Below are 26,984 nucleotides of genomic sequence, written 5' to 3'. Positions count from 1 at the left end.
TTAATAAACCTGCGTTCAAAAAGGTTTATTTAAAATGGCAGATCGTCATCAGAGATGTCGATTTGACCATTTCCTGCGAATGGATCTTCATCCACCTTTGTAAAACCCTTATTTTGTTGTTGATTCTGGTTTTGATTTGAGCGTTGATTCTGATTGCTGTTTCCATAAGGGCTGCCTTGTGGTTCCCGTGGTGGAGCACCAAAATGATCGTTGTCGCTTCTTCCGCCACCGCCAGATGAACTTTTAGGTTCTAGGAATTGTACACTCTCAGCCAAAACCTCTGTAACGTATACACGCTTACCATCTTGTCCTTCATAGTTGCGGGTTTGAACACGACCATCAACGCCTGCTAGACTACCCTTTTTCAAATAGTTTGCCACATTTTCAGCAGGACGGCGCCAAACAACACAATTAATAAAATCTGTTTCTTTTTCACCTTGCTGATTTGAAAATGGGCGATTAACTGCTAAAGAAAAAGTAGCAACGGGGACACCATTTGGCGTATAGCGCAAATCAGGATCCTTCGTTAAACGTCCAACAAGCACGACACGATTCATCATTAGAATCAACTCCCTTTCTCCTAAAATGTTTCACGTGAAACATTTACACCAGAAAAAACTTTTTAATCTATTATTTAAGCTTCTTCTTTAATAACTAAATGGCGAATGATATCTTCGCTGATCTTTGCAAGACGAGAAAACTCTTGTACTGCAGCAGCTGAAGATGTTGTTTTAGCGATTTGGTAGTATCCGTCACGGAAATCGTTGATTTCGTATGCTAGACGGCGCTTACCCCAATCCTTTGTTTCAGCAGTTTCCGCACCATTGTCAAGAAGAATTGTGTTGAAACGCTCAACAAGAGCCTTTTTCGCTTCATCTTCAATATTTGGGCGGATGATGTACATGATTTCGTACTTATTCATCACAGTCACCTCCTTTTGGTCTAAACGGCCCGAATGGGCAAGGAGCAATTATTCATTACTCACAAGTTGAAATTATAGCACAACATTAATGGAAAAGCAATGACGTTCACAGGAATGTGATGATTTATTACATAAAGGGTCAGACCCCTCTTCCTAATATACAGTTGTATATCAAGTATGGAACGAGAGATCAGACCCTTTTAAAAATTCTTTTATACATTAAAACGGAAATGGATGACATCGCCGTCTTTAACTTCATATTCTTTGCCTTCTAAGCGAACCTTGCCAGCTTCTTTCGCTGCAGTATGACTGCCAGCTGCCAGTAAATCCTCATAAGAAACTGTTTCAGCACGTATAAAACCTCGTTCAAAATCGGTATGAATGACTCCTGCACATTGTGGTGCCTTCATGCCATTTCTGAATGTCCAGGCACGAACTTCCTGAACCCCAGCAGTAAAGTAAGTAGCTAATCCAAGTAAGGAGTAGGCTGCCCGAATTAATTGATCAAGGCCTGACTCCTCAATCCCAAGCTCTGCTAGGAACATCTGCTTTTCTTCGCCTTCAAGCTCAGCAATTTCCTCTTCAATTTTGGCACAGATGACAATCACTTCGGCGTTATCTGCAGCAGCAAATTCACGAACCTTTTGAACATATTCGTTTTCAGTTGGATTTGCAATATCATCTTCGCTCACGTTGGCGACATAAAGGACAGGTTTGATCGTTAACAGATGCAATCCTTTAACTAATTTCATTTGTTCTTCCGTAAAATCAACGGTACGAGCAGGCTTTTCTGCTTCAAAGGCATCGCGCAGCATCGAAAGGACTTCAAATTCAGCAACTGAATCTTTGTCTTTTTGCTTGGCTAATTTTTCAACACGGCCAATTCTCTTTTCGACGGATTCCATATCCGCAAGAATTAACTCCAGATTGATGACTTCAATATCATCGATAGGGTCCACTTTACCGGATACATGTGTAATATTATCGTCTGCAAAGCAGCGAACCACTTGGCAAATGGCATCCACTTGACGGATATGCGAAAGGAATTTATTCCCAAGTCCTTCTCCTTTACTTGCACCTTTGACAATTCCGGCAATATCGGTAAATTCAAAAGCCGTTGGCACGGTTTTCTTCGGCTTCACGAGTTCCGTCAATTTTTGCAGGCGGTGGTCAGGAACCTCTACAATTCCGACATTCGGGTCAATCGTACAGAAAGGGTAATTCGCTGATTCTGCCCCTGCCTGTGTTATTGCATTAAAAAGAGTAGACTTACCAACGTTCGGTAACCCTACGATACCAGCTGTTAAAGCCATTCACGTTCACTCCTCATTAAAATTGATCTATTTAAAAAAATAAAGTTCAGAAATTTAAAATGCCTTCCACAATTATAGGCATTTGTTAGGAAAAAAACAACTGCCGCCGTATTGGCGACAGTTATTGAAGCTTTTCTAAATTGACAAGACAATCGTATAACGTGCTTCCAAGACCATTATCCGATTCCCTGCTTGAGGTCAGCTGATTGACAGGCCCGCCAAACTCTTTCCAAATACCTTCATCGATATTAATCGTGTCCGGGTGGGCACCAGCTAAAATCGAAATAAATCCTTTTATTTCACCACGATCATTCCAAACCTTGACGAAATCACCATTTTCTAGGCTCAAACCTTCGGCAATATTTGCGGCAACCTCCACTTTCAGCTTTGGCTTTGACGCTAATAAGTGATAGTTCTGCGAGTGATTTGAGCGCAGCGGATGAATCGTGAGCAGATGATACGGATATTTCACTGCAAGCTCAGGATTTTCCCATTTCGATTCATCCGGAACGGCTAAAGTTAACAGCCCTTGATGACCTTCTTTCTGGGCAGTAAATTCGTACTTACCGGTTGGTGTTTGGAATTGATGATCATGCCATGGGATTTTTTCAACTGGGAGTTCTATTGTATGCTGCAACTTTAATTTTTCAAGCGTCAAACCCTTTTCCGCTAATGATTTAAGCGCCATCTTAAACCATTCGTCTCTCGAAAAGTCAAAATCGTCACCAAAGCCAAGTCTCTTTGCCAGCTGTGTCCAAATCCATAGATCCGGCTGTGCCTCACCTGGGGCTGAAACAAGTTTCGGACCGTAGTTTAAATAGTGATGGTACATCGATGAATAGTAGAGATCTTCTTCTTCAAAGGCAGTTGTCGTCGGCAGCACATAGTCTGCAAGCATGGCTGTATCGGTCACAAATTGTTCCATCACAACAAGCGTCTGCGCAGAAGCAAAGGCCCGTTCAACCACATGGGTGTCAGGTACCTGTGTCAAAGGATTGCCGCAGGTCACGATAATCATCTTTATTGCTGGGTCATCTGCGGCAAGCACTTCTTCCGCTTGCTTCATGATGGAGAATTTCCGATGGTTTTGCCGGCGCCCCGGAAGTGTTAATTCCTCAAACGCAAAGCTTTGCCCAACCTGGAGATTGGCATAATTAGCCCCGCCGCCGGCAATGCCAATATTCCCGCTGATGGCAGCTAGGGCATCAATCAAGCGGATGGTATTACCACCGTTTTTATAGCGCTGCAGTCCTAAGCCCATATAGGTTGCCGCCGGCTTATCTCCATAAACACGGGCTAATTTTGTCATAACCTCACAGGCGACTTCCGTCATTTCACTAATTTTTTCTAAGGAAATGCGATCAACCAGCCGCACTACATCAGCAAATCCGTGGGTAAATTGCTCAATAAACACGCGGTCCTCTAAGCCTATCCTCAGCATTTCCTTGATAATGCCAGCTGCCAATAATCCGTCCATACCAGGTTTAATTGTAATATGTTCGTCAGCGATTTTGGCTGTCGCATTATAAAGCGGGTCAATGACGTAAAGTTTGGCACCATGCTTCTTTGCTTCCAAAAGCTTTTCGTAAAAATGCATATTAGTCCGGGCCACATTTCTTCCCCAGATGATGATATTTTTGCTATTGAAAATATCATCAGGTTCATGGCTCCAAGCATTGCCAAAATCCCACTTCTGCGCTTCAATCCCAGCCCCCCAGCAAAGCGAGCCGTAAAGCTCGGTTACACCGCCATAGCAATTAAAAAAGCGCTGGTCTAGATTTTTCAAGATCCCGTTGTTGGCATAATCATGACTGTGGAGGACAGCAGTGGTCTGATATTTTTCTTTAATATCTGTTAATTTAGCAGCTATTTCATCGAGCGCCTGCTCCCAGGAGATTTGCACAAAATGCCCGTTTACCTTTTTTAAGGGATGCAGCACCCGCTTGGATGAGTTGGTTCTAGTTTCAAGCATCCGGCCCCGGCCGCAGATTTTCCCTTTAGTAATTGGATGGGAGGGATCACCGTCCACTTTTGTCACTCGATTATTTTCTACTGTTACATGAAAGCCGCAGCTATCCCAGCAATTTAACGGACAGGCCGCCTTTCGAACCTCAGCCAAAATTGTTTCCCCCTCTTAGCGCAATCGTTCTATTTCTAGTTGTTATTCACCCTCATGCTTGACCAAGATTTTCTTCATCTTGCGCGAAAACTCCCTTCTTGGAATCAAGACGCTATGGCCGCAGCCCTCACATTTAATTCGTATATCCATTCCTAAACGGATGATTTTCCAGCGATTTGTTCCGCACGGGTGCTGTTTCTTCATTTCAACAATATCATTTAAGGCAAATTCTTTTTCTTCCATAACTTTCACCACCATATCAACTTAGATTATTAGGAGCCATTTTTGTACATATAAAGTCTTGGATCTGGCGCTTTAATGCCATTCTCGTCCAATAATAGCTTGATATCTTTCCGAATCGCCCGGGTTACTCCGAACTGCTTCATTGGCAATGTTTCAGCTACAATTCGTAAAACAATCTCGGCTGGGTCCATCGTTTGTATCCCTAACAGCTCAGGTGCTTTCGTTAACTCTTCATATTTCAATGGCATGGTTTGAAGAGCCTCGCCAATCACTTTTTCCGCCCGAACAATGTCTTCTCCGGAGGAAATCGCAATATCAATCATTGCCACGCTATTATTTAATGAAAAATTGGTTACTTGGGTAATGCTTCCGTTCGGTAAAATATGAACCTCGCCTGTCCCGCTTTTTATTTTTGTTGTTCGGAGCCCAATTGTTTCGACTTTTCCTTCTAATACTCCAACTCGAATTTGGTCACCGACTGAAAATTGATCTTCAAAAATAATAAAGAAGCCTGAAATAACATCTTTCACAAGACTTTGGGCACCAAAGCCGACCGCTAAACCAACAACCCCGGCACCGGCAATAAGCGCCTTTACATCAATCCCTAATACAGAAAGAATCATCATTAACGCAATAAAATAAACGACATATGAAAGAATGTTATCGAGAAGCTTAGAAAGCGTCTCTTCCCGTCTTACCGAAGTATTGAGCGGCGAGAGGTTTCTAATTTTAAACATGTTATGAATGGCTACTTTTCCAATTCGAATTATGATATTTGCAATGACGATAATCGCAATTATTTTAAGCAGGCCTTCACCGATAGAGAGCCATGTACTTTGTTCTTGAAATTTAGTCACTTGTTCTTGAAAATTCTTTTCATTAATCTCCATTTCCCACCATCCTTTAAACAAGCTTTTAAATTACCATCTATTTTAACAATTTTTTTCTGTTCTTGATAGCAATCTGAAATTTTCTTTTTCTTCCAATACTCATGTATAGATTTCCTGAATTTTCCGTATACTAGTTAGAAATGCGCAAGCACCCTGTTCAGCGGCGTATGGCCTGGAGCGCTCCAACCGAGATAAAGGAAACACGGTGAGCTCAAGCGAACCGATGTTGACTTATCGTAGGGCGGAGAGCGGAAGGCGTCTCGCCGCTAGGGTGCTGGAGCTGGACAGTAAGACTTATTAACGGTATAGGGAGAGGACTTTACATGAATCTGAAAGCAGGCTTTTTTGAACGGAGGGCGGGGAAACAAATTCTTCATGACGAATCGCAAGCAGCTGAAAATCTGGCGGCAGAACTGCTTTCCACTATTCCTAAAGTGACAAGCCGGCCAATTGTATTTGTTTGTATTGGGACGGACCGCTCTACAGGGGATTCATTAGGACCGCTTGTCGGGACACTTTTAGAGGAGAAAGAGCTGAAATCGTTTTATGTGTATGGGACATTAGATAAGCCAATCCATGCCGTTAATTTGGCTGAGAAAATTGCTGAAATCAATACAAAACATGTTCATCCCTATATTGTGGGAATAGATGCCTGCTTAGGGCGGATCAAAAATGTTGGTAACATCCAGGTTGGAAATGGTCCAGTTAAGCCGGGAGCAGGCGTTAACAAAGACCTGCCCGCTGTTGGAGACATACATATTACTGGCATCGTAAATGTCAGTGGCTTTATGGAGTTTTTCGTTTTGCAAAACACCCGCTTAAATCTCGTCATGAAAATGGCCAAAACAATCGCCAGCGGCATTTACGAAGCCAGCCTGCAATACCCAAAACTATCTTGGAACGACTTAAAATGGTTAGAAGAAGAGGAGAAGACCAACTAGAAAAGAGCGCACAGTGTTAATGACACCGTACGCCTTTTTGTTTTCAATTACCAATAAATGGTATCAATAATATAAACAGCCGTTACAACCATTCCCGTTACGAGAATGGCAGGCAGCAGGTTAGCTACCTTTATTTTTACAATTCCGGTAAGATTTAAACCAATTGCAAAAATCATGATTCCACCTGTGGCTGTCATTTCAACAATAAACTGATCCATTAATGCTTGAGGAACAAATTTATCTATTTGGGTAGCAAATAATGCAATTAATCCTTCATAAAGTACAACGGGAATCGTAGAAAAAATAACACCGATACCTAGGGTGGTGGTTAAGATAATTGCTGTAAAACCGTCAATCAAAGACTTTGCGTACAAGACACGATGATCGCCGTGAATGCCACTGTTTAGGGCACCAAGAATCGCCATTGCTCCAATCACAAAGATTAATGTAGCGTTCACAAACCCTTCTGATATGCTTCCTTTTCCGCTTGAACCAATCTTCCGCTCAAGCCACAGACCCAACTGATTTAATCGATCTTCTAATCTTAACAGCTCCCCGATTACCGCTCCGACTACAAGGCTAATAATAACAATGATGAAATTTTCACTCTTAAATCCCATCTGTAAGCCTAAGACCATCACAGACAGTCCAATCGCATACATAACCGTCACTTTCATACCTTCAGGGATGCGGTTTAGCAGCTTTCCGATCAAAGAACCAATAATAATTAAAAGTCCATTTACAAGTGTACCAAGTAAAAACATTGTCTTTTTCGCCTCTCGAAATAGTAATAGTACTAAACTATCATGTTTTACTGCTGTTGGAAAGTAAAAAAATAAACCATCGTCGCGATGGTTTATATTGAATCCTCTTTACCCAGCATTTCTAGAATGCGCTCCAGATCTTCTGGTGAGAAAAATTCAATTTCAATTTTCCCTTTATTTTTGTTTTGTTTAATATTTACAGTCGTCCCATAGCGCTCACAAAGGAAATGTTCCCTTTCTTTGATGAAAACATCCTTTTTCTTTTCCGGCTTTTTTGTTTCACGTGAAACATTTTCATTTAATTGCTGAATTAATTTTTCTAACTGACGGACATTCAGCCCTTCATTGACAACCTTTTCAACTAGAACTGGCACCTTTGCCTTTTGCCTAAGCCCTAATAATGCGCGGCCATGGCCCATTGATATTTTCCCAGCTGAAATCAGTTCCTGAATTTGTGCCGGAAGGGACAGGAGCCGAATGTGATTGGCTATATGCGGCCGGCTTTTCCCTAACCGCTTTGCTACTTCTTCCTGTGTCAGCTTCAGCTTTTCCATTAAAGTTTGATAGGCTAGTCCCTCTTCAATCGGGTTTAAATCTTCCCTTTGCAGGTTTTCGAGGACAGCTAATTCCATCATTTTCTGTTCAGAGAGCTCACGGACTACTGCCGGAACCGTTTCAAGCTTCGCTTCTTTAGCAGCACGAAAACGCCGTTCTCCCACTACAATTTCGTAGCCTTTAATACTTTTTCTCACAACGAGAGGCTGTAAGATTCCATGTTCTATAATTGAATCCTTTAATTCATCTATTGACTCTTGTTGAAAGGTTTTGCGAGGCTGGTAGGGGTTGGGACGCAGATCCTTAAGTTTGATCTCTTGGACAGTTTCTTCCTTACTGACATCATTAAAAAAAGCATTTAGGCCCTTTCCTAAACCTTTAGCCATTCGCGACCACTTCCTTTGCTAAATCTAAATACACTTCAGCGCCGCGGGATTTCGAATCATAGGTAATGATTGGTTCCCCATGGCTTGGAGCTTCACTTAGACGCACATTTCTTGGAATAATGGTTTTATAGACTTTATCTTGAAAGTACTTTTTCACTTCTTCAATGACTTGGATGCCAAGATTTGTTCGCGCATCAAGCATCGTTAATAAAACGCCTTCAATTTTCAAGTCCTGATTTAAGTGTTTTTGTACTAGTCTAACCGTGTTTAAGAGCTGACTTAAGCCTTCCAGCGCATAATATTCACATTGAACAGGGATTAACACCGCATCAGAAGCTGTTAACGCGTTGATTGTCAACAAGCCCAATGATGGCGGACAATCAATAATAATGTAATCAAATTGATCTTTGACCTCTCCAAGAGCGCGTTTTAGGCGGACTTCTCTTGAAATAGTGGGAACCAATTCAATTTCTGCACCTGCTAACTGAATAGTAGCCGGAATAGCATATAAATTCTCAACAGATGTTGGCTTAATAACAGCCTTCGCTTCGACATCGTCTACTAAAACATCATAGATACACTGATCTACTTCTGCTTTTTCAATGCCGATACCGCTGGTTGCATTGCCCTGTGGGTCTGTATCTACCAGTAAGACCCGTTTCCCGATATAGGCTAAGCAAGCGCCTAGGTTGACAGAGGTAGTTGTTTTGCCGACTCCGCCTTTTTGATTCGCAATTGCAAGGATTTTGCCCACGTTGTCACCTACCCTTTAATTCTCAAAAGATATTATTCTCAAATTCTATCAAAAGTGTCGTTAATATCACCAATTATCTACCATAAAACAAGGAATGTAAAATTCCATTCCTCTATTTTATCATGAAATGAATGAGTTGTTGTTTTTTTTCCAAAATAAATATAGCTTGCCGAGCCACGCAAAAACAGGGGAGCAGACTAAAAGTCGTTTGCTCCCCTGAAGATAGTAATCTATTTTTTCTTTGGAATCCGAATGGTAAATTGGTAAAATTCATCAAATTCTTCTTCCTCAGCATCCAAGTTAATGCCGCTGTCCGTTACCATCGTTAATGACTGACGAATGGTATTGACAGCGATTCTCATATCTTTACTGAAGGCCTTCCTTTTCGGCTTAGGTTTTTCATGCTTTTGTTCAAGCAGCCTGGCAACCCGTTCTTCCGTCTGCTTAACATTCCAATTCCGTTCCATCACTTCTGTTAAAAGAGCCACTTGTTTTTCCGGATCTTTTAATGGGATAAGTGCTCGGGCATGACGTTCAGTAATTATTTTATTTAATAAGGCATCCTGAACCGGCTGCGGTAATTTAAGAAGCCGCAGTTTATTGGCAACAGTCGACTGCCCTTTACCAAGGCGCTGTGCTAAAGCCTCCTGCGTTAAGTTGTGGAGCTCCAGCAGTTTTCCGTAGGCGTGGGCTTCTTCGATTGGGGATAACTCTTCCCGCTGTAAATTCTCAATAAGGGCCACAGATGCCGTTTCCGTATCGCTTAAATTTTTAATAATGGCTGGCGCTTCGGCCCAGCCAAGTAATTTCATCGCACGCCAGCGGCGCTCCCCCGCGATAATTTCATATTTATCGACTGCAAATTCCCTGACGACAATCGGTTGAATAATACCGTGTATATGAATCGTTCTCGATAACTCTTCAATTTTATCTTCATCAAATACCGTCCGCGGCTGGAATCGATTGGGCACAATCTGATCAATCGGTATTTTTTTTATTTCTTCGTTTCGTTCGATATCCAGCTCTTTCTCAAGCTCAACCTCTTGTTCTCCCTTATCGCCGAGGCCAAAAAAGCGTGTAAACGAACTCTTCATCCCCAACACCACCTTTACGAAACTCCCTATTACTTATTCTCTATGCAATCCAAATATCCTTCCTAGGATAACATTTTTGTCTAAAAATTGTAAGCTTTATTCGATTGGCATTTTACCGGGTGTTCCCGGCTTTCGGGGGTATTTCTTTGGTGTCTTACTATCTTTTTTTATGATTAAGATTGTTCGTTCACTTTCCTCCATTGGCAGCGTAAAGGTAAACTCCTTTTCCACCTTACCACCTAGAGTGGATATGGCCTTTTGACCCACTTCTAATTCATCTTTTGCATGGGCTGCCTTCATGGCAATAAAATGGCCGCCTACTTTAACGAGCGGTAAACAGAGCTCACTTAATACGGACATTCTTGCCACTGCCCTAGCTGTTACGACATCAAATCTTTCCCGGTAGTTTGGATTCACTCCAAAGGTTTCCGCCCGATCATGAACAAAATGGACGTTTTCCAAATTTAAGATGTCAGCAAGATGATTTAAAAATGAAATTCGCTTATTTAATGAATCGACAATCGTCACTTCGATATGAGGATAAACGATTTTTAACGGAATGCTTGGAAATCCTGCACCCGCCCCGACATCGCAAAGATGAAAGGGCTTGGTAAAATCAAAATAAAACGAAGCTGTAATCGAATCATAAAAATGCTTTAAATACACATCTGCTTTTTCCGTTATTGCGGTTAAATTCATTTTTTCATTCCACTCAACCAAGGTTGAATAGTACTTTTCAAACTGCTCCACCTGCATTTCAGAAAGGAGGATCCCTTTTTCCTTTAAACTTGCTTCAAATTGTTCGATATTCATTGATAAATCTTCCTATTCATGTGAGATTCTGGCCACGCGGCCGTGCTCCAGGTAGACAAGGAGAATCGAAATGTCGGCTGGATTTACCCCGGAAATTCGCGATGCTTGGGCTAGGGATAGCGGTTTGATTTGCTTTAATTTTTGTTTTGCCTCGGTTGCAATTCCTGAAATGGCATCGTAATCGATATTCTCAGGGATTTTCTTATCTTCCATTTTCTTTAAGCGTTCAACCTGCTGCAATGATTTTTCAATATAGCCCTCATACTTAATTTGGATTTCTACTTGTTCCTTGATTTCATCATCCAAAGGAGCCTCTGACATCGTAAGAGTTTCTAGCAACTTATAGGACATCTCCGGTCTTTTTAACAAATCAGAAGCGCGGATTCCATCCTTCAATTCACTGCCGCCAATACTGCGAATCAGTTCTTGGACTTCGGCAGAAGGTTTTAAGATGACAGACGATAATCGTTGCTTTTCTGCTTCAATCGCTGCCTTTTTCACTAAAAATGATTGATAACGGTCATCACGAATCAGGCCAATTTCATGCCCTGTCTCTGTTAACCGGAGATCGGCATTATCATGACGTAATAAGAGCCGATATTCCGCTCTTGATGTTAACAATCGATAGGGTTCGCTTGTTCCTTTTGTAATCAAATCATCAATCAACACACCAATATAGGCATCGGAACGGCTTAACACTAATTGTTCGCGGCCGAGTGCACTCAATCCGGCATTAATACCGGCCATTAACCCTTGACCTGCTGCCTCTTCATATCCAGAAGTACCATTAATTTGACCTGCTGTATATAAATTTTTGACAACCTTTGTTTCTAGCGTCGGCCATAGCTGTGTCGGTACAATCGCATCATATTCAATCGCATAACCTGCTCTCATCATTTGGGCATTTTCGAGGCCGGGAACCGTTTTGATGATTTGCTGCTGTACGTCTTCCGGCAGACTTGTTGACAACCCTTGTACATAGACTTCCTTTGTATTTCGTCCTTCAGGTTCGAGAAAAATCTGATGGCGCGGCTTGTCATTAAATCGAACAACCTTATCTTCAATTGACGGACAATACCTTGGCCCTGTGCCTTTAATCATTCCGGAAAACATCGGTGACCGATGAAGGTTCGCGTCAATTAACTGATGGGTTCTGTCATTTGTATAGGTCAGCCAGCATGGCAGCTGGTCGGTAATATATTTTGTTGTTTCATAGGAAAAGGCGCGTGGCGTTTCATCACCGGGCTGGATTTCCGTCTTGCTGTAATCAATCGTGTTGCTATTTACCCTTGGAGGTGTCCCCGTTTTAAAACGCACTAGTTCGAAGCCAAGCTCCTCTAAATGCTCCGACAGCTTAATTGATGGCTGCTGGTTATTCGGACCGCTTGAATATTTTAATTCGCCAAGGATAATTTCTCCGCGTAAGAATGTTCCTGTAGTGATAATGACTGTTTTTGAACGGTAAACAGCACCTGTTTTGGTAATGACTCCTTTAGAAACACCGTCCTCGACGATCAATTGCTCGACCATGCCTTGGATTAAGGTTAGATTGGTCTCTTCTTCTAAAGTCTTTTTCATTTCATGCTGGTAGGCAAATTTATCAGCTTGTGCTCTTAGGGCGCGGACAGCCGGTCCTTTACCGGTGTTCAGCATCCGCATTTGAATATAGGTTTTATCGATATTCTTTGCCATTTCGCCGCCAAGGGCGTCGATTTCCCGAACGACAATCCCTTTTGCCGGACCGCCGACAGATGGGTTGCATGGCATAAAGGCAACCATATCTAAGTTGATAGTAATCATTAATGTTTTTGCGCCAATCCGTGCCGCCGCAAGGCCCGCCTCACAGCCAGCATGGCCGGCACCGATGACAATGACGTCATAATTTCCTGCTTCGTACTGCATGTATTTCCTCCTTTTCCGGATAAACGGAAAAAATTGCGATAAACAAAAAAATGTTCAGCTCCAGCGTCGCAAACGGGAACTTCTGCTTTTCTATTTCCCTAAACAAAACTGCGCAAATAACTGGTCTATCAGACTTTCATGGACGCTGTCGCCGATGATTTCGCCAAGCAGTTCCCATGTTCTTGTTAAATCAATTTGGATAATATCAATCGGAGTGCCCATTTCCACCCCTTCAAGCGCCTCTTCAATTGCGTGAAGACTTTGATGCAATAACGCTATATGACGGCTGTTGGAAACGTAAGTCATATCTCCTGTTTCAATTGAACCAGCAAAGAATAACGAAGCAATTGCTTCCTCAAGCTCATCGACACCGCGATCTTCCAATAGTGAAGTCGTCACAACTTTATGTTCCATTGCTAATTCACGAACGCGTGCCATATCAATGTGCTGCGGCAGGTCCGTTTTATTGACAATAACAATAGTATCCATTCCCTCAACAACCTTAAAAAGATTTTCATCCTCATCGGTTAGCTGATCAGAATAATTCAATACAAGTAAAATTAAATCCGCCTCTTTCAATACTTGACGGGAGCGCTCGACACCAATCCGTTCGACGATATCCTCCGTTTCCCGAATACCGGCCGTGTCCAATAATCTGAGCGGTACGCCGCGGACATTGACATACTCTTCAATCACATCACGGGTTGTTCCAGGAATATCGGTAACAATTGCCTTGTTTTCCTGGACAAGGCTATTTAATAAGGACGATTTCCCGACATTTGGGCGCCCGACAATGGCAGTAGACAGGCCTTCTCGTAAAATTTTCCCTTGCTGTGATGTTTGCAGCAGCTTATTTATTTCCTCACGAACAAAATGAGCTTTTTCATCAAGCATTTTATGGGTCATTTCTTCGACATCATCGTATTCCGGGTAATCAATATTTACTTCAACATGGGCAAGGATTTCTAAGATTTCCTGTCGAAGCTTTCGAATCAGCTTCGATAAGCGTCCGTCCATCTGCCCAAGCGCCACATTCATCGCCCGATCCGTTTTCGCTCTGATTAAATCCATGACCGCTTCTGCTTGCGATAAATCGATTCGTCCATTTAAAAAAGCCCGTTTCGTAAATTCACCGGGTTCAGCAAGTCTGGCGCCATTCGTTAATACATGCTGTAATACTCGATTCACGGAAACAATTCCGCCATGGCAATTTATTTCAACGACGTCCTCTTTCGTAAACGTCTTCGGCCCTTTCATGACAGAGACCATTACCTCTTCCACCACTTGGCCGCTTTTCGGATCAACCAGATGCCCATAGTGAATCGTATGGGTTGCCACTTCAGCTAACCTTTTGCCCCCGATACTCTTAAATAGCTTATCTGCTATTTGGATGGCCTCATCACCGCTCAAACGAACAATCGCAATGGCACCCTCCCCCATCGGCGTCGATATCGCTGCAATCGTATCAAATTCCATCAAGTCCACCTCACTTTTAAAAATCTATCTCTATATATAAAAATCACCTTTTAGCCAAAATAATAGAATATCATATCTTTTTCTGTTCTACCTAAGCAAATTATCCACAACCTGATAATATCCTTGTATTATTTTAACTTATCCACATGTGAATAACAATAAAACAAGAAACGAAACAAAGTTATCGACAAGTGAATTACTTAAATTAAGCAAAAAAAAGACACCCTGCAAAATTTAATAACGGGTTCTCTTTCGGGGTGCAAAAGGTGGAAAAACTGGTTAAATAACTTACGAAAAAACAGGGTCATTCGCAAAGGGATTCGCCAAAGGATGGGTATGAGAATTCATAAACGGAGAATTTCCGTCTAATGTAAATTTTGAGGCTTAATAAGCAGATATAAGCGGAGATATTCCGATTAATCCCTCTAAATTAGACAAAATCCAAGGATTTGGATGAAATAAGCGGAAAAACTTCCTTTAATTCAAGGGAAATATAAGCATTTCCCAATATAAACGGAATTTTTCCGTTTATTTCAAACACAGGGGAATCAGATGGTCATTTACCATCCATTTTAGCTATTCAATTATCAGATAGAGAAGATCTATTCACAAATTGTGATTTGCCATGTGATTTAGATTGTGATTTTATATGCTAATTTATCAACAACATTGATACAGCAACAAAAAATAGGGTGAGAAACTCACTTGAGAATTCTCACCCTATTTACATGGCGATTTACTGTATTGCACCTTTAAAGAGAACCCGTTACAAATTTAAGCAGGATGACTTAAAAAAAAGGTTTAAAATTCTAACTTTGAGAAATGTCCATCTCCAGCGCGCAAAGGAAGCGTGCTTTTCTTTTTATCTCCTCACTGGTGTGATCACAATAAATCGATGCGGTTCGGATCCATCTGAAAATGTTTTTACTCGTTTGTTATCGGCTAAAGCGGTATGAATCACTTTCCGCTCATAGGATGGCATTGGTTCTAATGGGACATCTTTTCCTGACTTAACAGCCTTAAGAGCCAGGCGATGTGCCAATTGAATTAGCGTTTCACTGCGCCGATTGCGGTAATCTTCAGCGTCCAAGATAACCGTTAAATATTGATTGGAAAAACGGTTAATGACGAGCTGGGTTAAATATTGCAGCGAATTAAGTGTTTGACCTCTTTTCCCAATCAAAAGAGCAATCTTTTCCCCAGTCATTACAAAGTGAACCTGTTTGCCGTCACGTTTGATTTCGATTTCCACCGGAGCTCCCATTTGTTCACTCACCTGGATGAGAAATTTCTTTGCTTCTTCAAGTGGATCAATGATGACTGATACTTTGACGACAGCCGGACGTGAACCAAAAATACCGAAAATCCCTCTTTTTCCTTCGTCTATGATGTCTACCTCAGCGCGGTCTTTTGTTGTTTGTAATTGAACTAAAGCTGATTCTACTGCTTCTTCGACAGTTTGTCCTGTAGCAGTTATCTGTTTCACTTCTTTTCACCCGCTTTACCGGTTGCCGTTGCCCGCAAATCCGGTCCTTTAATAAAATAGGTTTGCACAATCATAAATATATTACCGACAACCCAGTACAAGGAAAGAGCTGCTGGGAAACTAAACGCGAAAAAGACAATCATAATCGGCATCATCCATAACATCATCGCCATTTGCGGATTTTGCTGCTGCCCAGCCATCATCATTTTTTGCTGGATAAAGGTGGTGATACCGGCAACAATCGGCAAAATATAATATGGATCTGAATGACCAAGCTCAAACCAAAGGAATGTTCCTACCTTAAGCTCTGGTGTTCTAGAAATGGCATGATAAAAACCAATTAAAATTGGCATTTGCACGATTAATGGGAAACAGCCAGCCATCGGATTAACGCCATGCTTGGAAAACAGCGCCATTGTTTCTTGCTGCAGCTTTTGCTGTGTCTTTTGATCTTTAGAGCTGTATTTTTCTTTCAGTGCCTTCATTTCTGGCTGCAGGGCCTGCATCGCCTTTGAGCTCTTTGTCTGCTTAATCATCAGCGGCAATAGCACTAATCGAATTAAAATCGTAACGACAATAATCGAAAAGCCATAGTTGTCTCCTAGAAAATGAGCAACCTCCTTAATCAGCCAGGACAATGGATAGACAATGTACTCATTCCAAAAACCTGTGCTCTCTGACGTAATCGGCTTCTTAATCTCACTGCATCCAGCTAAAAGAAAGAATACAGAAAGCATGCCGAATAAAAGTAATATTCGCTTTTTCAACCAAATTTTCCTCCTCACGATCGTCTACTTATTGAAAAATAGCTGTTATCAAAAACCTCTATGTATCCGTTTTCCAAAGAAGACAATATTTCATTGGTATTTTATCATTTCCCCAATTGAATTGTCTTCAAAACGGAGCGATATTTTGCCTAAATCGGAAACATTTACCTTCATCTGCTTTTCTTTAGGACCTTACCCACTTTAAGGACATGAGTGATACTTTTTTTCACCTCAAAAAAGTCCATATCGGCCGTAGGTTTCCTGGCAATAATCACATAATCATTCCCAATTGTTAACTGATCCTTCAATTCAAAAATAGCTTGTCTTACATACCTTTTAATTCTGTTTCTAGTCACAGCATTGCCAATCTTCTTACTGACAGACAGGCCAATGCGAAAAAAGTCTTGGTCCTCTTTTTTTAATGAATAGACAACAAACTGCCGATTGGCAAAAGAAGTTCCATTCTGAAAGGCAGCTTGAAATTCTTTATTCTTTTTTATTCGTAACTCTTTTTTCATCATAACACCCTCAGACGGATTAGAAAAAAGACCACTGACGTTGCAGTGGCCTAAGCTGATAATACTTTTCTTCCCTTTAGACGACGACGAGCAAGAACCTTACGTCCATTTGCTGAACTCATACGACTGCGGAAACCGTGAACTTTACTATGTTTACGACTATTTGGTTGATATGTTCTTTTCATTATATGACACCTCCCTGAGGAATAGCTCTCAAATTAAACAGAGTCTAGACTATTATAAAGACGGCAGCATAAAATTGTCAACCACTCTCCAAATATTGTTTCCCTTTTTTATTTTCTTGAACATGATCCAAACTAGTTTCCAGAAATTCCATCCCAAAAGAAAATCCCCTTCATTTTCATACCTGTGGATAAAAAATCGACATATTTTTCATTGTCCCCACAGGATATTGACAAGTTTTTCACAGAACCCTACCTTGTGGACAATTTCTATGCACAGAATGTTACAGTTGTGGATAAACTACGAAAAACCATTGCACCTATTGCTATTATTTGATATTATATTTGTGTTTTCACTCTGAATAACTTTATCCTAAATAATATTTATCCACAGTTTGTGGATAACATGTGGACATGTTATTCTATAGCTCTGTAGAAACTTGTCCACAAGCGGTGGATATTGTCGAAACTCCACTTTATTTCCTTATTATACGTTTTCCACAACCTGAACTGCCATTAATGTTATTGCATATTTATAAATTACTAGGCTGTATCCTGTTGTATGACAGCAATTTTTACGGATTTTTGGTCGAATAGGTTACCGGGTGGAGAGGAAAATACTAAATAAATTCGGACAGCTTTTAAATAAAAAGTAAGAAAAAAGGAGGGATATTCGTTGGAAAATATTGCGGATCTATGGAATGCCGCGCTTGGCAATATTGAGAAAAAGATAAGCAAGCCTAGCTTTGATACCTGGCTTAAGTCGACAAAGGCTCATTCCCTTCAAGGCGATCTGCTAGTCATCACTGCCCCGAATGAATTCGCGCGCGATTGGCTGGAAGAGCGTTATTCTCAGTTAATCTCGGGAATTCTTTACGAAATCACTGGAGAAGAACTTTCAGTGAAGTTTATTATTCCGCAAAATCAAAAAGAGGATAGCCAAGACGTGCCAACACCCCCAAAAAGGGCAAAAAGGGACGATGATCACGGCGATTTCCCGCCAAACATATTAAATCCGAAGTACACGTTTGATACGTTTGTAATTGGTTCCGGCAACCGGTTTGCCCATGCTGCCTCACTTGCTGTGGCAGAAGCACCGGCAAAAGCGTACAACCCCTTGTTTATCTATGGGGGCGTGGGCCTAGGGAAAACACACTTAATGCATGCGATCGGTCATTACGTTTTAGACCATAATCCGTCTGCGAAGGTGGTTTATTTATCATCAGAAAAATTCACCAATGAGTTCATTAACTCGATTCGTGACAACCGAGCGGAGAATTTTCGTAATAAATATCGAAACGTGGATATCCTGCTCATTGATGATATTCAGTTTTTGGCTGGAAAAGAATCAACACAGGAAGAATTTTTCCATACATTTAATGCCCTGCATGAGGAAAGCAAACAAATTATTATCTCCAGCGACCGGCCGCCAAGGGAAATTCCGACATTGGAGGACCGTCTGCGCTCACGGTTTGAATGGGGTTTAATTACCGATATTACTCCGCCAGATTTAGAAACAAGAATTGCCATTCTCCGGAAAAAGGCCCGAGCAGAAGGTTTAGATATTCCAAACGAAGTGATGCTTTATATTGCCAATCAAATTGATTCCAATATTCGTGAACTAGAGGGTGCACTCATCCGCGTTGTTGCCTATTCATCGTTAATAAATAAAGACATCAATGCCGATCTTGCTGCGGAAGCATTAAAGGATATCATTCCAAGCTCTAAACCACGGGTGATAACCATCCTTGAAATTCAAAAGATCGTCGGTGAGCACTATAGTATTAAACTTGAGGATTTCAAGGCAAAAAAGCGGACAAAGTCTGTCGCCTTCCCAAGGCAAATTGCCATGTACCTTTCACGTGAATTAACCGACCACTCTTTGCCTAAAATAGGGGAAGAATTTGGCGGACGCGATCATACAACCGTTATTCATGCCCATGAAAAAATTTCAAAACTCCTTCAATCAGATTCACAGTTCCAAAAGCAAATGAAAGAACTGAATGAGCTGTTGAAAATTTAATAAGATTGTGAATAACTTTTACCTATCTGTACACAGTCTGTCCACATGTGGATAGACTGTGTTTCTATTGAAAATAAGTAGTTATCCACATACTAACAGGCCCTACTAGTACTTCTACTATTTTTTTTAAAAAATAATATTATATGTTTATGCTTTTAAAAATATGCTCACAAGGGGGATAAAAAATGAAATTTATAATCCAACGAGATCGTCTGGTGCAAAGTGTCCAAGATGTTATGAAGGCGGTCACAGCAAGAACAACGATCCCAATCTTAACGGGAATTAAAATTACCGCAGCCGCAGATGGGGTAACCCTAACCGGAAGTGATTCAGATATCTCAATTGAATCGTTTATCCCTAAAGAGGAAGCTGGGGATGAAATTGTCGAAATCAAACAACCCGGTGCAATTGTACTCCCAGCCAAATTCTTTAGTGAAATTGTCAAAAAACTCCCTACAGATTCAGTTGAAATAGAAGTACTGGGATCGCTCCAAACCGTGATTCGTTCCGGTAAATCGGAATTCAACCTAAACGGTCTGGATGCAGAGGAATATCCGCACCTGCCGCAAATCGAAGAAGATAATAAATTTCGTATTGCGACAGATCTATTAAAGGCAATGATCAGACAAACCCATTTTGCGGTGTCCACCTCAGAAACACGGCCCATCTTGACAGGTGTCAACTGGAAGATTGAAAATGGGGAACTAAACTGTATTGCAACAGACAGCCATCGTCTGGCGCTCCGGAAAGCAAAAATCGAAACGGAAATGAATGCAAGCTATAATGTCGTAATTCCAGGCAAAAGTTTGAACGAGTTAAGTAAAATTATTGATGACACAAATGAATTAATTGATATTGTCATTACTGAAAATCAAATTTTATTTAAAGCGAAGCACTTATTATTTTTCTCAAGATTGTTAGAAGGCAATTATCCTGATACATCTCGGCTGATTCCAAGTGAAAGTAAAACGGAGATCACGGTTAATACGAAAGAATTCCTTCATGCAATTGACCGTGCTTCCCTGCTTGCTCGTGAAGGAAGAAACAATGTCGTCAAATTTTCAACAATCGCCGACAAAGTCATCGAAGTTTCTTCAAATACCCCTGAGGTTGGAAAGGTGGTTGAGGAGATTCAAAGCCAATCAATTGAGGGAGAGGAATTGAAAATTTCCTTTAGTGCGAAATACATGATGGATGCCCTAAAGGCGCTTGAAGGCACGGATATTAAAGTGAGCTTTACTGGGGCTATGCGTCCTTTTGTTATTCGTCCCCTACATGACGAAACGATCTTACAGCTGATTTTACCGGTCAGAACCTACTAAAATTTATCGTATTCATCCATTGCCGCCAGTTAAATGGCGGCTTGGTTTATTTTTTAAACAAAATCTTTTTTGTTTTCTTTGTATCTATACGAATAGTTTAGTAAAATAAAGTATTGAGACCATTTTAGAAATGAGGGTGACAATTGTGCCTGAAAAAATAAAGCTGAACACGGAATATATTACAATGGGGCAATTTTTGAAATTGGCTGACGTAATTCAAACGGGTGGCATGGCAAAATGGTTTTTAAGTGAACATGAGGTCGTAATAAATGGTGAACAGGACCAAAGAAGAGGAAGAAAGCTTCGTGCAGGTGACAAAGTCCAAATTGCCGGCTTTGGGGAGTTTGTGATTACCGAGTAGCTAAAGGATGTTTGCCATGTATATTGAAAAGTTAGCGCTGCAAAATTACCGGAATTATCAAGATTTATTCATTGAATTTGAAAATAAAGTAAATGTTATCCTTGGCGAAAACGCCCAAGGGAAAACAAATGTCATGGAATCTATTTATGTGTTAGCGATGGCAAAGTCACACCGAACCTCGAATGATAAAGAACTTATTCGCTGGGATCAAGAGTATGCTAAAATAGAGGGCAGAGTTCAAAAGCAGCACAGCTCTTTACCGCTGCAATTGGTTATCTCCAAAAAGGGAAAAAAGGCCAAATGTAACCATATTGAGCAGCAACGGTTAAGCCAGTATGTCGGAAATATGAACGTTGTTATGTTTGCACCGGAAGATCTTAACATTGTGAAAGGCAGCCCGCAGGTCCGAAGACGGTTTATCGATATGGAAATCGGGCAAGTATCCCCCATTTATTTACATGATATAAGTCAATATCAAAAAATACTTCAGCAGCGTAATCATTATTTAAAAATGATGCAGATAAAAAAACAAACGGATCAGACGATGCTCGACATTTTAACCGAGCAGTTTATTCAAACCGCCGTAAAGATTGTAACCAAAAGATTTGAATTCCTTCGTTTACTGCAAAATTGGGCCAAACCGATTCACCAAGGGATATCAAGGGGGCTGGAATCGCTGGAGATTACCTATAAGCCTTCAGTTGAGGTATTAGAAGGGCAAAATTTGTCGAAGATGGTAGCAAGCTTTATGGAAAAGTTCGCAAAGGTAAAAACGAGGGAAATCGAACGCGGCACTACCCTTTTCGGCCCTCACCGTGATGACTTGTTATTTCTTGTCAATGGCAGGGATGTTCAAACATTCGGATCCCAGGGTCAGCAGCGAACAACCGCCCTATCCGTCAAACTTGCTGAAATTGAATTAATCCACAAGGAAATTGGAGAGTATCCTATTCTTCTCCTTGACGATGTTTTATCGGAATTAGATGATTACCGCCAATCCCATTTACTTAATACCATTCAAGGAAAAGTCCAAACGTTTGTGACAACAACAAGTGTTGAGGGAATCCATCATCAAACATTAAAAGAAGCCTCAACCTTTGTAGTCGAAGCAGGTGCGATAGTAGAAAGTTAACCTGAGGTGAAGCATGTATATTCATATTGGCGAAGATCTGAACATAAGGGCGAAGGATATCATTTCAATCTTGGATAAAGAGAGTGTAAACCATTCAATCCTAATTAAAGAGTTCTTACATCGCCATCAAGAAAAGTTAATTAATTTGTCCAAAAGCCCCTTTAAGTCGGTCATTATTACATACGACAAGGTTTATTTATCCCCAATTGCTTCTGGAACATTAAAAAAACGTTCAAATCAAAGGAATATACAGGGATTTTAAGATTATTTTTGAAAATATAGATGTATTGTCTAGCTGCAGCGCCTAGCCCCTCGAGGTCAAATAACCTCCACCCAAAAAGTCAAAGAACGACTTTCCGGGTGGAGAACATTTGCTTGTCGGGGCTGAACGAGGCGCTTCCGCTTTTCTATTTTTTGTAAGAAGGTGCAGGTGAACAAGCATGACTATGGAACAAAAGGCAATCGAAGAAGAAGCATATGGTGCCGATCAGATTCAGGTGTTAGAAGGACTGGAAGCTGTTCGAAAAAGACCTGGTATGTATATCGGTTCAACTAGCGGTAAGGGTCTCCACCATCTTGTTTGGGAGATTGTTGATAATAGTATTGACGAGGCGCTTGCTGGCTTCTGTGACGAAATTAACGTCATTATTGAAGAGGACAACGGCATTACTGTAAAGGATAATGGCCGTGGAATCCCAGTCGGCATTCAGGAAAAAATGGGTCGGCCAGCGGTGGAAGTCATCATGACAGTGCTCCACGCCGGCGGTAAATTTGGCGGCGGCGGGTATAAAGTTTCCGGTGGTCTCCATGGCGTTGGTGCTTCAGTTGTAAATGCCCTTTCCACCCAACTTGAAGTTTACGTCCATCGTGATGGTAATATCTACCAAATTAAATTTGAACGAGGCGTCGTAGTTTCTGAGTTAAGTGTAATCGGAACTACTGAAAAAACGGGTACAATTACACACTTTAAACCGGATAGTGAAATTTTCACCGAAACATTGGAGTTTGAATATGACATTCTCGCTACTCGACTTCGTGAACTGGCTTTCTTAAATCGCGGCATCAAAATCACGATTGAAGATAAGCGGGTAGAAAATAAACAAAATGAATATTACTACGAAGGCGGAATTAAATCCTATGTAGAGCATTTAAACCGCACAAAGGAAGTTATTCATGATGAACCGATTTATATTGAGGGAGAACGTGACGGTATTAGCGTAGAAGTAGCCATCCAATATAACGAGGGTTATACAGATAGCATTTACTCTTTTGCGAACAATATCCACACCTATGAAGGCGGAACTCATGAATTTGGTTTTAAAACTGCTTTAACAAGAGTTATTAATGACTATGCCCGAAAAAACGGGCTTATTAAAGAGGCAGATTCCAATCTTTCCGGTGAAGATGTTCGTGAAGGGATTACAGCCATAGTTTCCATCAAACACCCTGATCCGCAATTTGAAGGTCAAACAAAGACAAAGCTTGGAAACTCTGAGGTACGGACGATTACCGACGCTGTTTTTGCCAATCATTTTGAAAAGTTCCTTTTGGAGAATCCAACGGTAGCTAAGAAAATTGTTGAAAAAGGCCTGATGGCAGCGAGAGCAAGGCTTGCAGCAAAGAAAGCCAGGGAATTAACGCGCCGTAAAAGTGCACTGGAGATTTCCAGTTTACCAGGAAAATTGGCTGATTGTTCTTCCAAGGATCCTTCGGAAAGTGAAGTGTATATCGTTGAGGGAGATTCGGCTGGCGGATCGGCAAAACAAGGTCGTGATCGCCATTTCCAAGCCATTCTACCGCTTCGAGGGAAGATTCTTAATGTGGAAAAGGCACGTCTAGATAGAATTCTATCTAACAATGAAGTGAGGGCGATGATTACTGCGATTGGAACAGGAATCGGAGAAGATTTTGATATTGCTAAAGCTCGTTATCATAAAGTCGTCATCATGACAGATGCAGATGTAGATGGTGCACATATTCGGACGCTCCTCTTAACGTTTTTTTACCGTTTTATGAGGAAAATTATCGAAGCTGGTTATATTTATATTGCCCAACCGCCACTCTATAAAGTTCAGCAAGGCAAACGAATTGAGTACGCCTATAATGACAAAGAATTGGAGCAGATCTTTTCAGAGCTGCCGGCTACGCCAAAGCCTAATATCCAACGGTATAAAGGGTTAGGTGAGATGAACCCTGAACAATTATGGGAAACAACGATGGATCCTGCGCAAAGAAGCATGCTCCAAGTTAGTCTTAAAGATGCTATTGAAGCAGATGAAACCTTTGATATGTTAATGGGTGAAAAGGTAGAACCGCGCCGGAACTTTATTGAAGAAAATGCACAATACGTTAAGAATTTAGATATATAAAACTTTTCGGAGGGAGGTACTAAATATGTCTGAAACACCCAATCCTCAAATAAAAGAGATTAATATCAGTCAGGAGATGCGTTCATCATTCCTAGACTACGCGATGAGTGTTATTGTTTCTCGTGCCCTTCCAGACGTTCGTGATGGGCTAAAACCAGTTCATCGCCGTATTTTATACGCCATGCATGACCTTGGAATCCATGCGGATAAACCTTATAAAAAGTCTGCCCGTATCGTTGGGGATGTAATTGGTAAATATCACCCGCATGGTGACTCTGCAGTTTATGAAACAATGGTTCGTATGGCACAGGATTTTAACTATCGCTACATGCTCGTCGATGGCCACGGGAACTTCGGCTCTGTCGATGGAGACAGTGCCGCAGCGATGCGTTATACAGAATCGAGAATGTCAAAGATTTCAATGGAATTATTAAGAGATTTAAATAAAGATACCATTGATTATCAAGATAACTACGATGGTGAGGAAAGAGAGCCAGTTGTACTGCCCGCACGTTTTCCAAACCTTCTAGTCAACGGGACAACCGGGATTGCTGTTGGGATGGCGACAAATATACCGCCGCACCAGCTGGGAGAAGTTATTGATGGGGTTTTAGCTATTACACGAGACCCTGAAATCACGATTCCAGAGTTAATGGAAATTATCCCCGGTCCGGATTTTCCAACAGCTGGATTAATTCTCGGTCGAAGTGGTATTCGTAAAGCATACGAAACAGGTAGAGGGTCGATAACACTACGTGCAAAAGTAGAAATCGAGCAAAAATCAAACGGTAAAGAAGTTATTATTGTTAAAGAATTGCCGTATCAAGTAAATAAAGCGAGATTGGTCGAAAAGATAGCTGAATTAGCACGTGATAAAAAAATTGAAGGCATTACAGACTTGAGAGATGAATCCGATCGCAAAGGGATGCGAATTGTGATTGAGGTTCGTAAGGATGCCAATGCCAATGTTCTTTTAAATAATTTATATAAACAAACGTCACTGCAAACTAGCTTCGGAATTAATACATTAGCCCTTGTTAATGGACATCCGAAGGTGCTGAATCTTAAACAATGTTTGGTTCATTACTTGGATCACCAAAAAGTGGTCATTCGCCGCAGAACAGAATTTGAATTGCGTAAAGCAGAAGCACGCGCCCATATTTTACAAGGCTTAAGAATTGCACTCGATAATTTAGACGCAGTCATTACCCTTATCCGAAACTCGCAAACAACCGATATTGCCCGTGAAGGCTTGATGACTCAGTTTAACCTATCCGAAAAGCAAGCACAGGCCATCCTCGACATGCGCCTGCAGCGTTTAACAGGATTGGAACGTGAGAAAATTGAGGACGAGTACCAAAGCTTGATGAACCTTATTGCTGAATTAAAGGCGATTTTAGCTGATGAAGAAAAAATCCTTGAAATTATCCGCGAAGAATTACTGGAAATTAAAGAACGTTTCAATGATAAACGACGCACAGAAATTGTCGCAGGCGGAATTGAAAATATTGAAGATGAGGATTTAATCCCCCGCGAAAATATTGTCATTTCGTTAACACACAATGGATACATTAAGCGTCTTCCGGTTTCCACTTATCGGGCACAAAGACGTGGTGGCCGCGGTATACAAGGGATGGGAACGAATGAAGATGATTTCGTCGAGCATTTAATCACGACATCGACACATGATACGATTCTCTTCTTTACAAACAAAGGGAAGGTCTATCGTTCAAAAGGCTATGAAATACCGGAATTCAGCCGAACTGCGAAAGGATTACCGATTATTAATCTCCTTGGGATTGAAAAAGGAGAATGGGTTAACGCCATCATTCCTGTCGAAGAATTCGTTGATGATTGGTCCTTATTCTTTACAACAAAAGAGGGTATCTCAAAACGTTCGCCATTAACATCGTTTGCTAATATTCGGAACAATGGTCTAATTGCTTTGAGTTTGCGTGAAGATGATGAATTGATCTCCGTGCGTCTTACTGACGGCAGCAAGCACATGATCATTGGTACAAAAAATGGTATGTTAATTCACTTCCCTGAGACCGATGTAAGATCGATGGGACGTACAGCAACAGGTGTTAAAGGAATTACTCTTGATCCTGGTGATGAAGTGGTCGGGATGGAAGTATTAGAGGAAGATAATGATGTTCTAATCGTAACGAAAAATGGGTACGGTAAACGAACACCAGCATCTGAATACCGCATCCAAGGAAGAGGCGGTAAAGGGATAAAAACCTGCCATGTAACGGAGAAAAACGGAAACCTTGTTTCCATGAGAGCCGTTACAGGGGAAGAAGATCTGATGCTTATTACTACTGGCGGCGTCCTAATTCGGATGGATGTAGCCGGTATTTCAAAAATGGGCCGGAACACGCAAGGTGTGAAACTCATAAGTATGAAAGAAAGTGAAAACGAGTTTGTAGCAACAGTGGCCAAAGTTGAAAAAGAAGAAGAAGAAGTCCAAGAAAATGAAACCAATGGTGAAATCGAAGGGACATCTTCTGAAGAAACCACAAATGAAACCACAACAGAAAATGAAGAATAAGTAACAGGGAAGGAGCACCGCTTGGTGTTCCTTTTTCTTTTGGCTGTGTTAAAGAATATTGTTGATTTTGATCACAATGTTGATTGGACGTGGATACA

At 41.2% G+C, this 26,984-nt stretch carries 25 protein-coding genes; 8 read left to right on the top strand and 17 right to left on the bottom strand.

Annotated elements, in window-relative coordinates:
• Positions 1 to 29 precede the first annotated feature (29 nt).
• From ssb to BANVL01_RS17645, 6 genes are all read right to left on the bottom strand, one after another.
• Positions 30 to 560, bottom strand: coding sequence for a single-stranded DNA-binding protein (ssb, locus tag BANVL01_RS17670; protein WP_066097152.1), 531 nt, complete (start codon positions 558 to 560; stop codon positions 30 to 32).
• A 74-nt stretch (positions 561 to 634) separates the two neighbouring features.
• Positions 635 to 922 (bottom strand): 30S ribosomal protein S6, encoded by a 288-nt coding sequence (gene rpsF, locus BANVL01_RS17665; protein ID WP_024030261.1) that lies wholly within the window; start codon positions 920 to 922, stop codon positions 635 to 637.
• Positions 923 to 1,134: 212 nt separating this feature from the next.
• A complete protein-coding gene (gene ychF, locus BANVL01_RS17660) occupies positions 1,135 to 2,235 on the bottom strand; it encodes a redox-regulated ATPase YchF (protein ID WP_066094354.1) in 1,101 nt (366 codons plus the stop codon).
• A 121-nt stretch (positions 2,236 to 2,356) separates the two neighbouring features.
• On the bottom strand, positions 2,357 to 4,354 hold the full coding sequence (locus BANVL01_RS17655) for a molybdopterin-dependent oxidoreductase (RefSeq protein WP_066094357.1): 1,998 nt from the start codon (positions 4,352 to 4,354) through the stop codon (positions 2,357 to 2,359).
• A 42-nt stretch (positions 4,355 to 4,396) separates the two neighbouring features.
• Positions 4,397 to 4,597 (bottom strand): DUF951 domain-containing protein, encoded by a 201-nt coding sequence (locus tag BANVL01_RS17650; protein ID WP_066094360.1) that lies wholly within the window; start codon positions 4,595 to 4,597, stop codon positions 4,397 to 4,399.
• A 29-nt stretch (positions 4,598 to 4,626) separates the two neighbouring features.
• Positions 4,627 to 5,487, bottom strand: coding sequence for a mechanosensitive ion channel family protein (locus BANVL01_RS17645; RefSeq protein ID WP_066094363.1), 861 nt, complete (start codon positions 5,485 to 5,487; stop codon positions 4,627 to 4,629).
• Positions 5,488 to 5,810: 323 nt separating this feature from the next.
• Between BANVL01_RS17645 and yyaC the strand changes: the two genes are divergently transcribed.
• Positions 5,811 to 6,428: a spore protease YyaC gene (yyaC, locus tag BANVL01_RS17640; protein WP_066094366.1), complete on the top strand. Its 618-nt coding sequence runs from the start codon at positions 5,811 to 5,813 to the stop codon at positions 6,426 to 6,428.
• A gap of 47 nt (positions 6,429 to 6,475) precedes the next feature.
• On the opposite strand, the gene BANVL01_RS17635 is transcribed toward yyaC, so the two are convergent.
• The 11 genes from BANVL01_RS17635 to rpmH form a co-directional block, all read right to left on the bottom strand.
• On the bottom strand, positions 6,476 to 7,192 hold the full coding sequence (locus BANVL01_RS17635) for a DUF554 domain-containing protein (protein ID WP_066094369.1): 717 nt from the start codon (positions 7,190 to 7,192) through the stop codon (positions 6,476 to 6,478).
• A 92-nt stretch (positions 7,193 to 7,284) separates the two neighbouring features.
• Positions 7,285 to 8,133 (bottom strand): ParB/RepB/Spo0J family partition protein, encoded by an 849-nt coding sequence (locus tag BANVL01_RS17630; protein WP_066094372.1) that lies wholly within the window; start codon positions 8,131 to 8,133, stop codon positions 7,285 to 7,287.
• Complete coding sequence (locus BANVL01_RS17625) at positions 8,126 to 8,887, bottom strand: ParA family protein (RefSeq protein ID WP_066094375.1); 762 nt, start codon at positions 8,885 to 8,887, stop codon at positions 8,126 to 8,128. The genes BANVL01_RS17630 and BANVL01_RS17625 overlap by 8 nt, the downstream gene beginning before the upstream one ends.
• Positions 8,888 to 9,117: 230 nt before the next feature.
• Positions 9,118 to 9,981, bottom strand: coding sequence for a nucleoid occlusion protein (gene noc, locus BANVL01_RS17620; protein ID WP_066094378.1), 864 nt, complete (start codon positions 9,979 to 9,981; stop codon positions 9,118 to 9,120).
• Between the two features lie 96 nt (positions 9,982 to 10,077).
• Positions 10,078 to 10,794 carry a 16S rRNA (guanine(527)-N(7))-methyltransferase RsmG gene (gene rsmG / locus BANVL01_RS17615; RefSeq protein ID WP_066094381.1) on the bottom strand — a complete coding sequence of 239 codons (717 nt, stop codon included), beginning with the start codon at positions 10,792 to 10,794 and terminating at the stop codon, positions 10,078 to 10,080.
• 12 nt (positions 10,795 to 10,806) lie between these two features.
• A complete protein-coding gene (gene mnmG, locus BANVL01_RS17610) occupies positions 10,807 to 12,696 on the bottom strand; it encodes a tRNA uridine-5-carboxymethylaminomethyl(34) synthesis enzyme MnmG (protein WP_066094383.1) in 1,890 nt (629 codons plus the stop codon).
• Positions 12,697 to 12,786: 90 nt separating this feature from the next.
• Positions 12,787 to 14,172 carry a tRNA uridine-5-carboxymethylaminomethyl(34) synthesis GTPase MnmE gene (mnmE, locus tag BANVL01_RS17605; RefSeq protein ID WP_066094386.1) on the bottom strand — a complete coding sequence of 462 codons (1,386 nt, stop codon included), beginning with the start codon at positions 14,170 to 14,172 and terminating at the stop codon, positions 12,787 to 12,789.
• Between the two features lie 862 nt (positions 14,173 to 15,034).
• On the bottom strand, positions 15,035 to 15,658 hold the full coding sequence (jag, locus tag BANVL01_RS17600) for an RNA-binding cell elongation regulator Jag/EloR (protein WP_066094389.1): 624 nt from the start codon (positions 15,656 to 15,658) through the stop codon (positions 15,035 to 15,037).
• Entirely contained in the window at positions 15,655 to 16,425 is a 771-nt protein-coding gene (gene spoIIIJ, locus BANVL01_RS17595; protein WP_024031042.1) for a YidC family membrane integrase SpoIIIJ, read from the bottom strand. The genes jag and spoIIIJ overlap by 4 nt, the downstream gene beginning before the upstream one ends.
• 170 nt (positions 16,426 to 16,595) lie before the next feature.
• Positions 16,596 to 16,943, bottom strand: coding sequence for a ribonuclease P protein component (gene rnpA / locus BANVL01_RS17590; protein WP_066094392.1), 348 nt, complete (start codon positions 16,941 to 16,943; stop codon positions 16,596 to 16,598).
• A 50-nt stretch (positions 16,944 to 16,993) separates the two neighbouring features.
• Positions 16,994 to 17,128 (bottom strand): 50S ribosomal protein L34, encoded by a 135-nt coding sequence (rpmH, locus tag BANVL01_RS26850; RefSeq protein ID WP_035446353.1) that lies wholly within the window; start codon positions 17,126 to 17,128, stop codon positions 16,994 to 16,996.
• A gap of 673 nt (positions 17,129 to 17,801) precedes the next feature.
• Between rpmH and dnaA the strand changes: the two genes are divergently transcribed.
• The 7 genes from dnaA (at position 17,802) to gyrA (ending at position 26,886) form a co-directional block, all read left to right on the top strand.
• Positions 17,802 to 19,148: a chromosomal replication initiator protein DnaA gene (gene dnaA, locus BANVL01_RS17585; RefSeq protein ID WP_066094394.1), complete on the top strand. Its 1,347-nt coding sequence runs from the start codon at positions 17,802 to 17,804 to the stop codon at positions 19,146 to 19,148.
• Between the two features lie 185 nt (positions 19,149 to 19,333).
• The gene (gene dnaN / locus BANVL01_RS17580) at positions 19,334 to 20,470 is read left to right on the top strand and encodes a DNA polymerase III subunit beta (RefSeq protein WP_066094397.1); all 1,137 of its coding nucleotides are present in this window, start codon (positions 19,334 to 19,336) and stop codon (positions 20,468 to 20,470) included.
• Positions 20,471 to 20,615: 145 nt separating this feature from the next.
• Positions 20,616 to 20,831, top strand: a complete 216-nt coding sequence (gene yaaA, locus BANVL01_RS17575; RefSeq protein ID WP_082805047.1) for a S4 domain-containing protein YaaA — start codon at positions 20,616 to 20,618, stop codon at positions 20,829 to 20,831.
• Positions 20,832 to 20,847: 16 nt separating this feature from the next.
• On the top strand, positions 20,848 to 21,963 hold the full coding sequence (gene recF, locus BANVL01_RS17570; RefSeq protein ID WP_066094405.1) for a DNA replication/repair protein RecF: 1,116 nt from the start codon (positions 20,848 to 20,850) through the stop codon (positions 21,961 to 21,963).
• Between the two features lie 13 nt (positions 21,964 to 21,976).
• A complete protein-coding gene (gene remB / locus BANVL01_RS17565) occupies positions 21,977 to 22,225 on the top strand; it encodes an extracellular matrix regulator RemB (protein WP_066094408.1) in 249 nt (82 codons plus the stop codon).
• Positions 22,226 to 22,409: 184 nt separating this feature from the next.
• A complete protein-coding gene (gyrB, locus tag BANVL01_RS17560; RefSeq protein WP_066097154.1) occupies positions 22,410 to 24,332 on the top strand; it encodes a DNA topoisomerase (ATP-hydrolyzing) subunit B in 1,923 nt (640 codons plus the stop codon).
• Between the two features lie 25 nt (positions 24,333 to 24,357).
• Positions 24,358 to 26,886 carry a DNA gyrase subunit A gene (gene gyrA / locus BANVL01_RS17555; RefSeq protein ID WP_066094411.1) on the top strand — a complete coding sequence of 843 codons (2,529 nt, stop codon included), beginning with the start codon at positions 24,358 to 24,360 and terminating at the stop codon, positions 26,884 to 26,886.
• The last annotated feature ends 98 nt before the right edge of the window (positions 26,887 to 26,984 follow it).

The sequence above is a fragment of the Neobacillus novalis NBRC 102450 genome (genome assembly GCF_001591805.1).
Lineage (GTDB): Bacteria > Bacillota > Bacilli > Bacillales > Cytobacillaceae > Neobacillus > Neobacillus novalis.
This window is presented reverse-complemented; position numbering and strand designations above follow the sequence as displayed.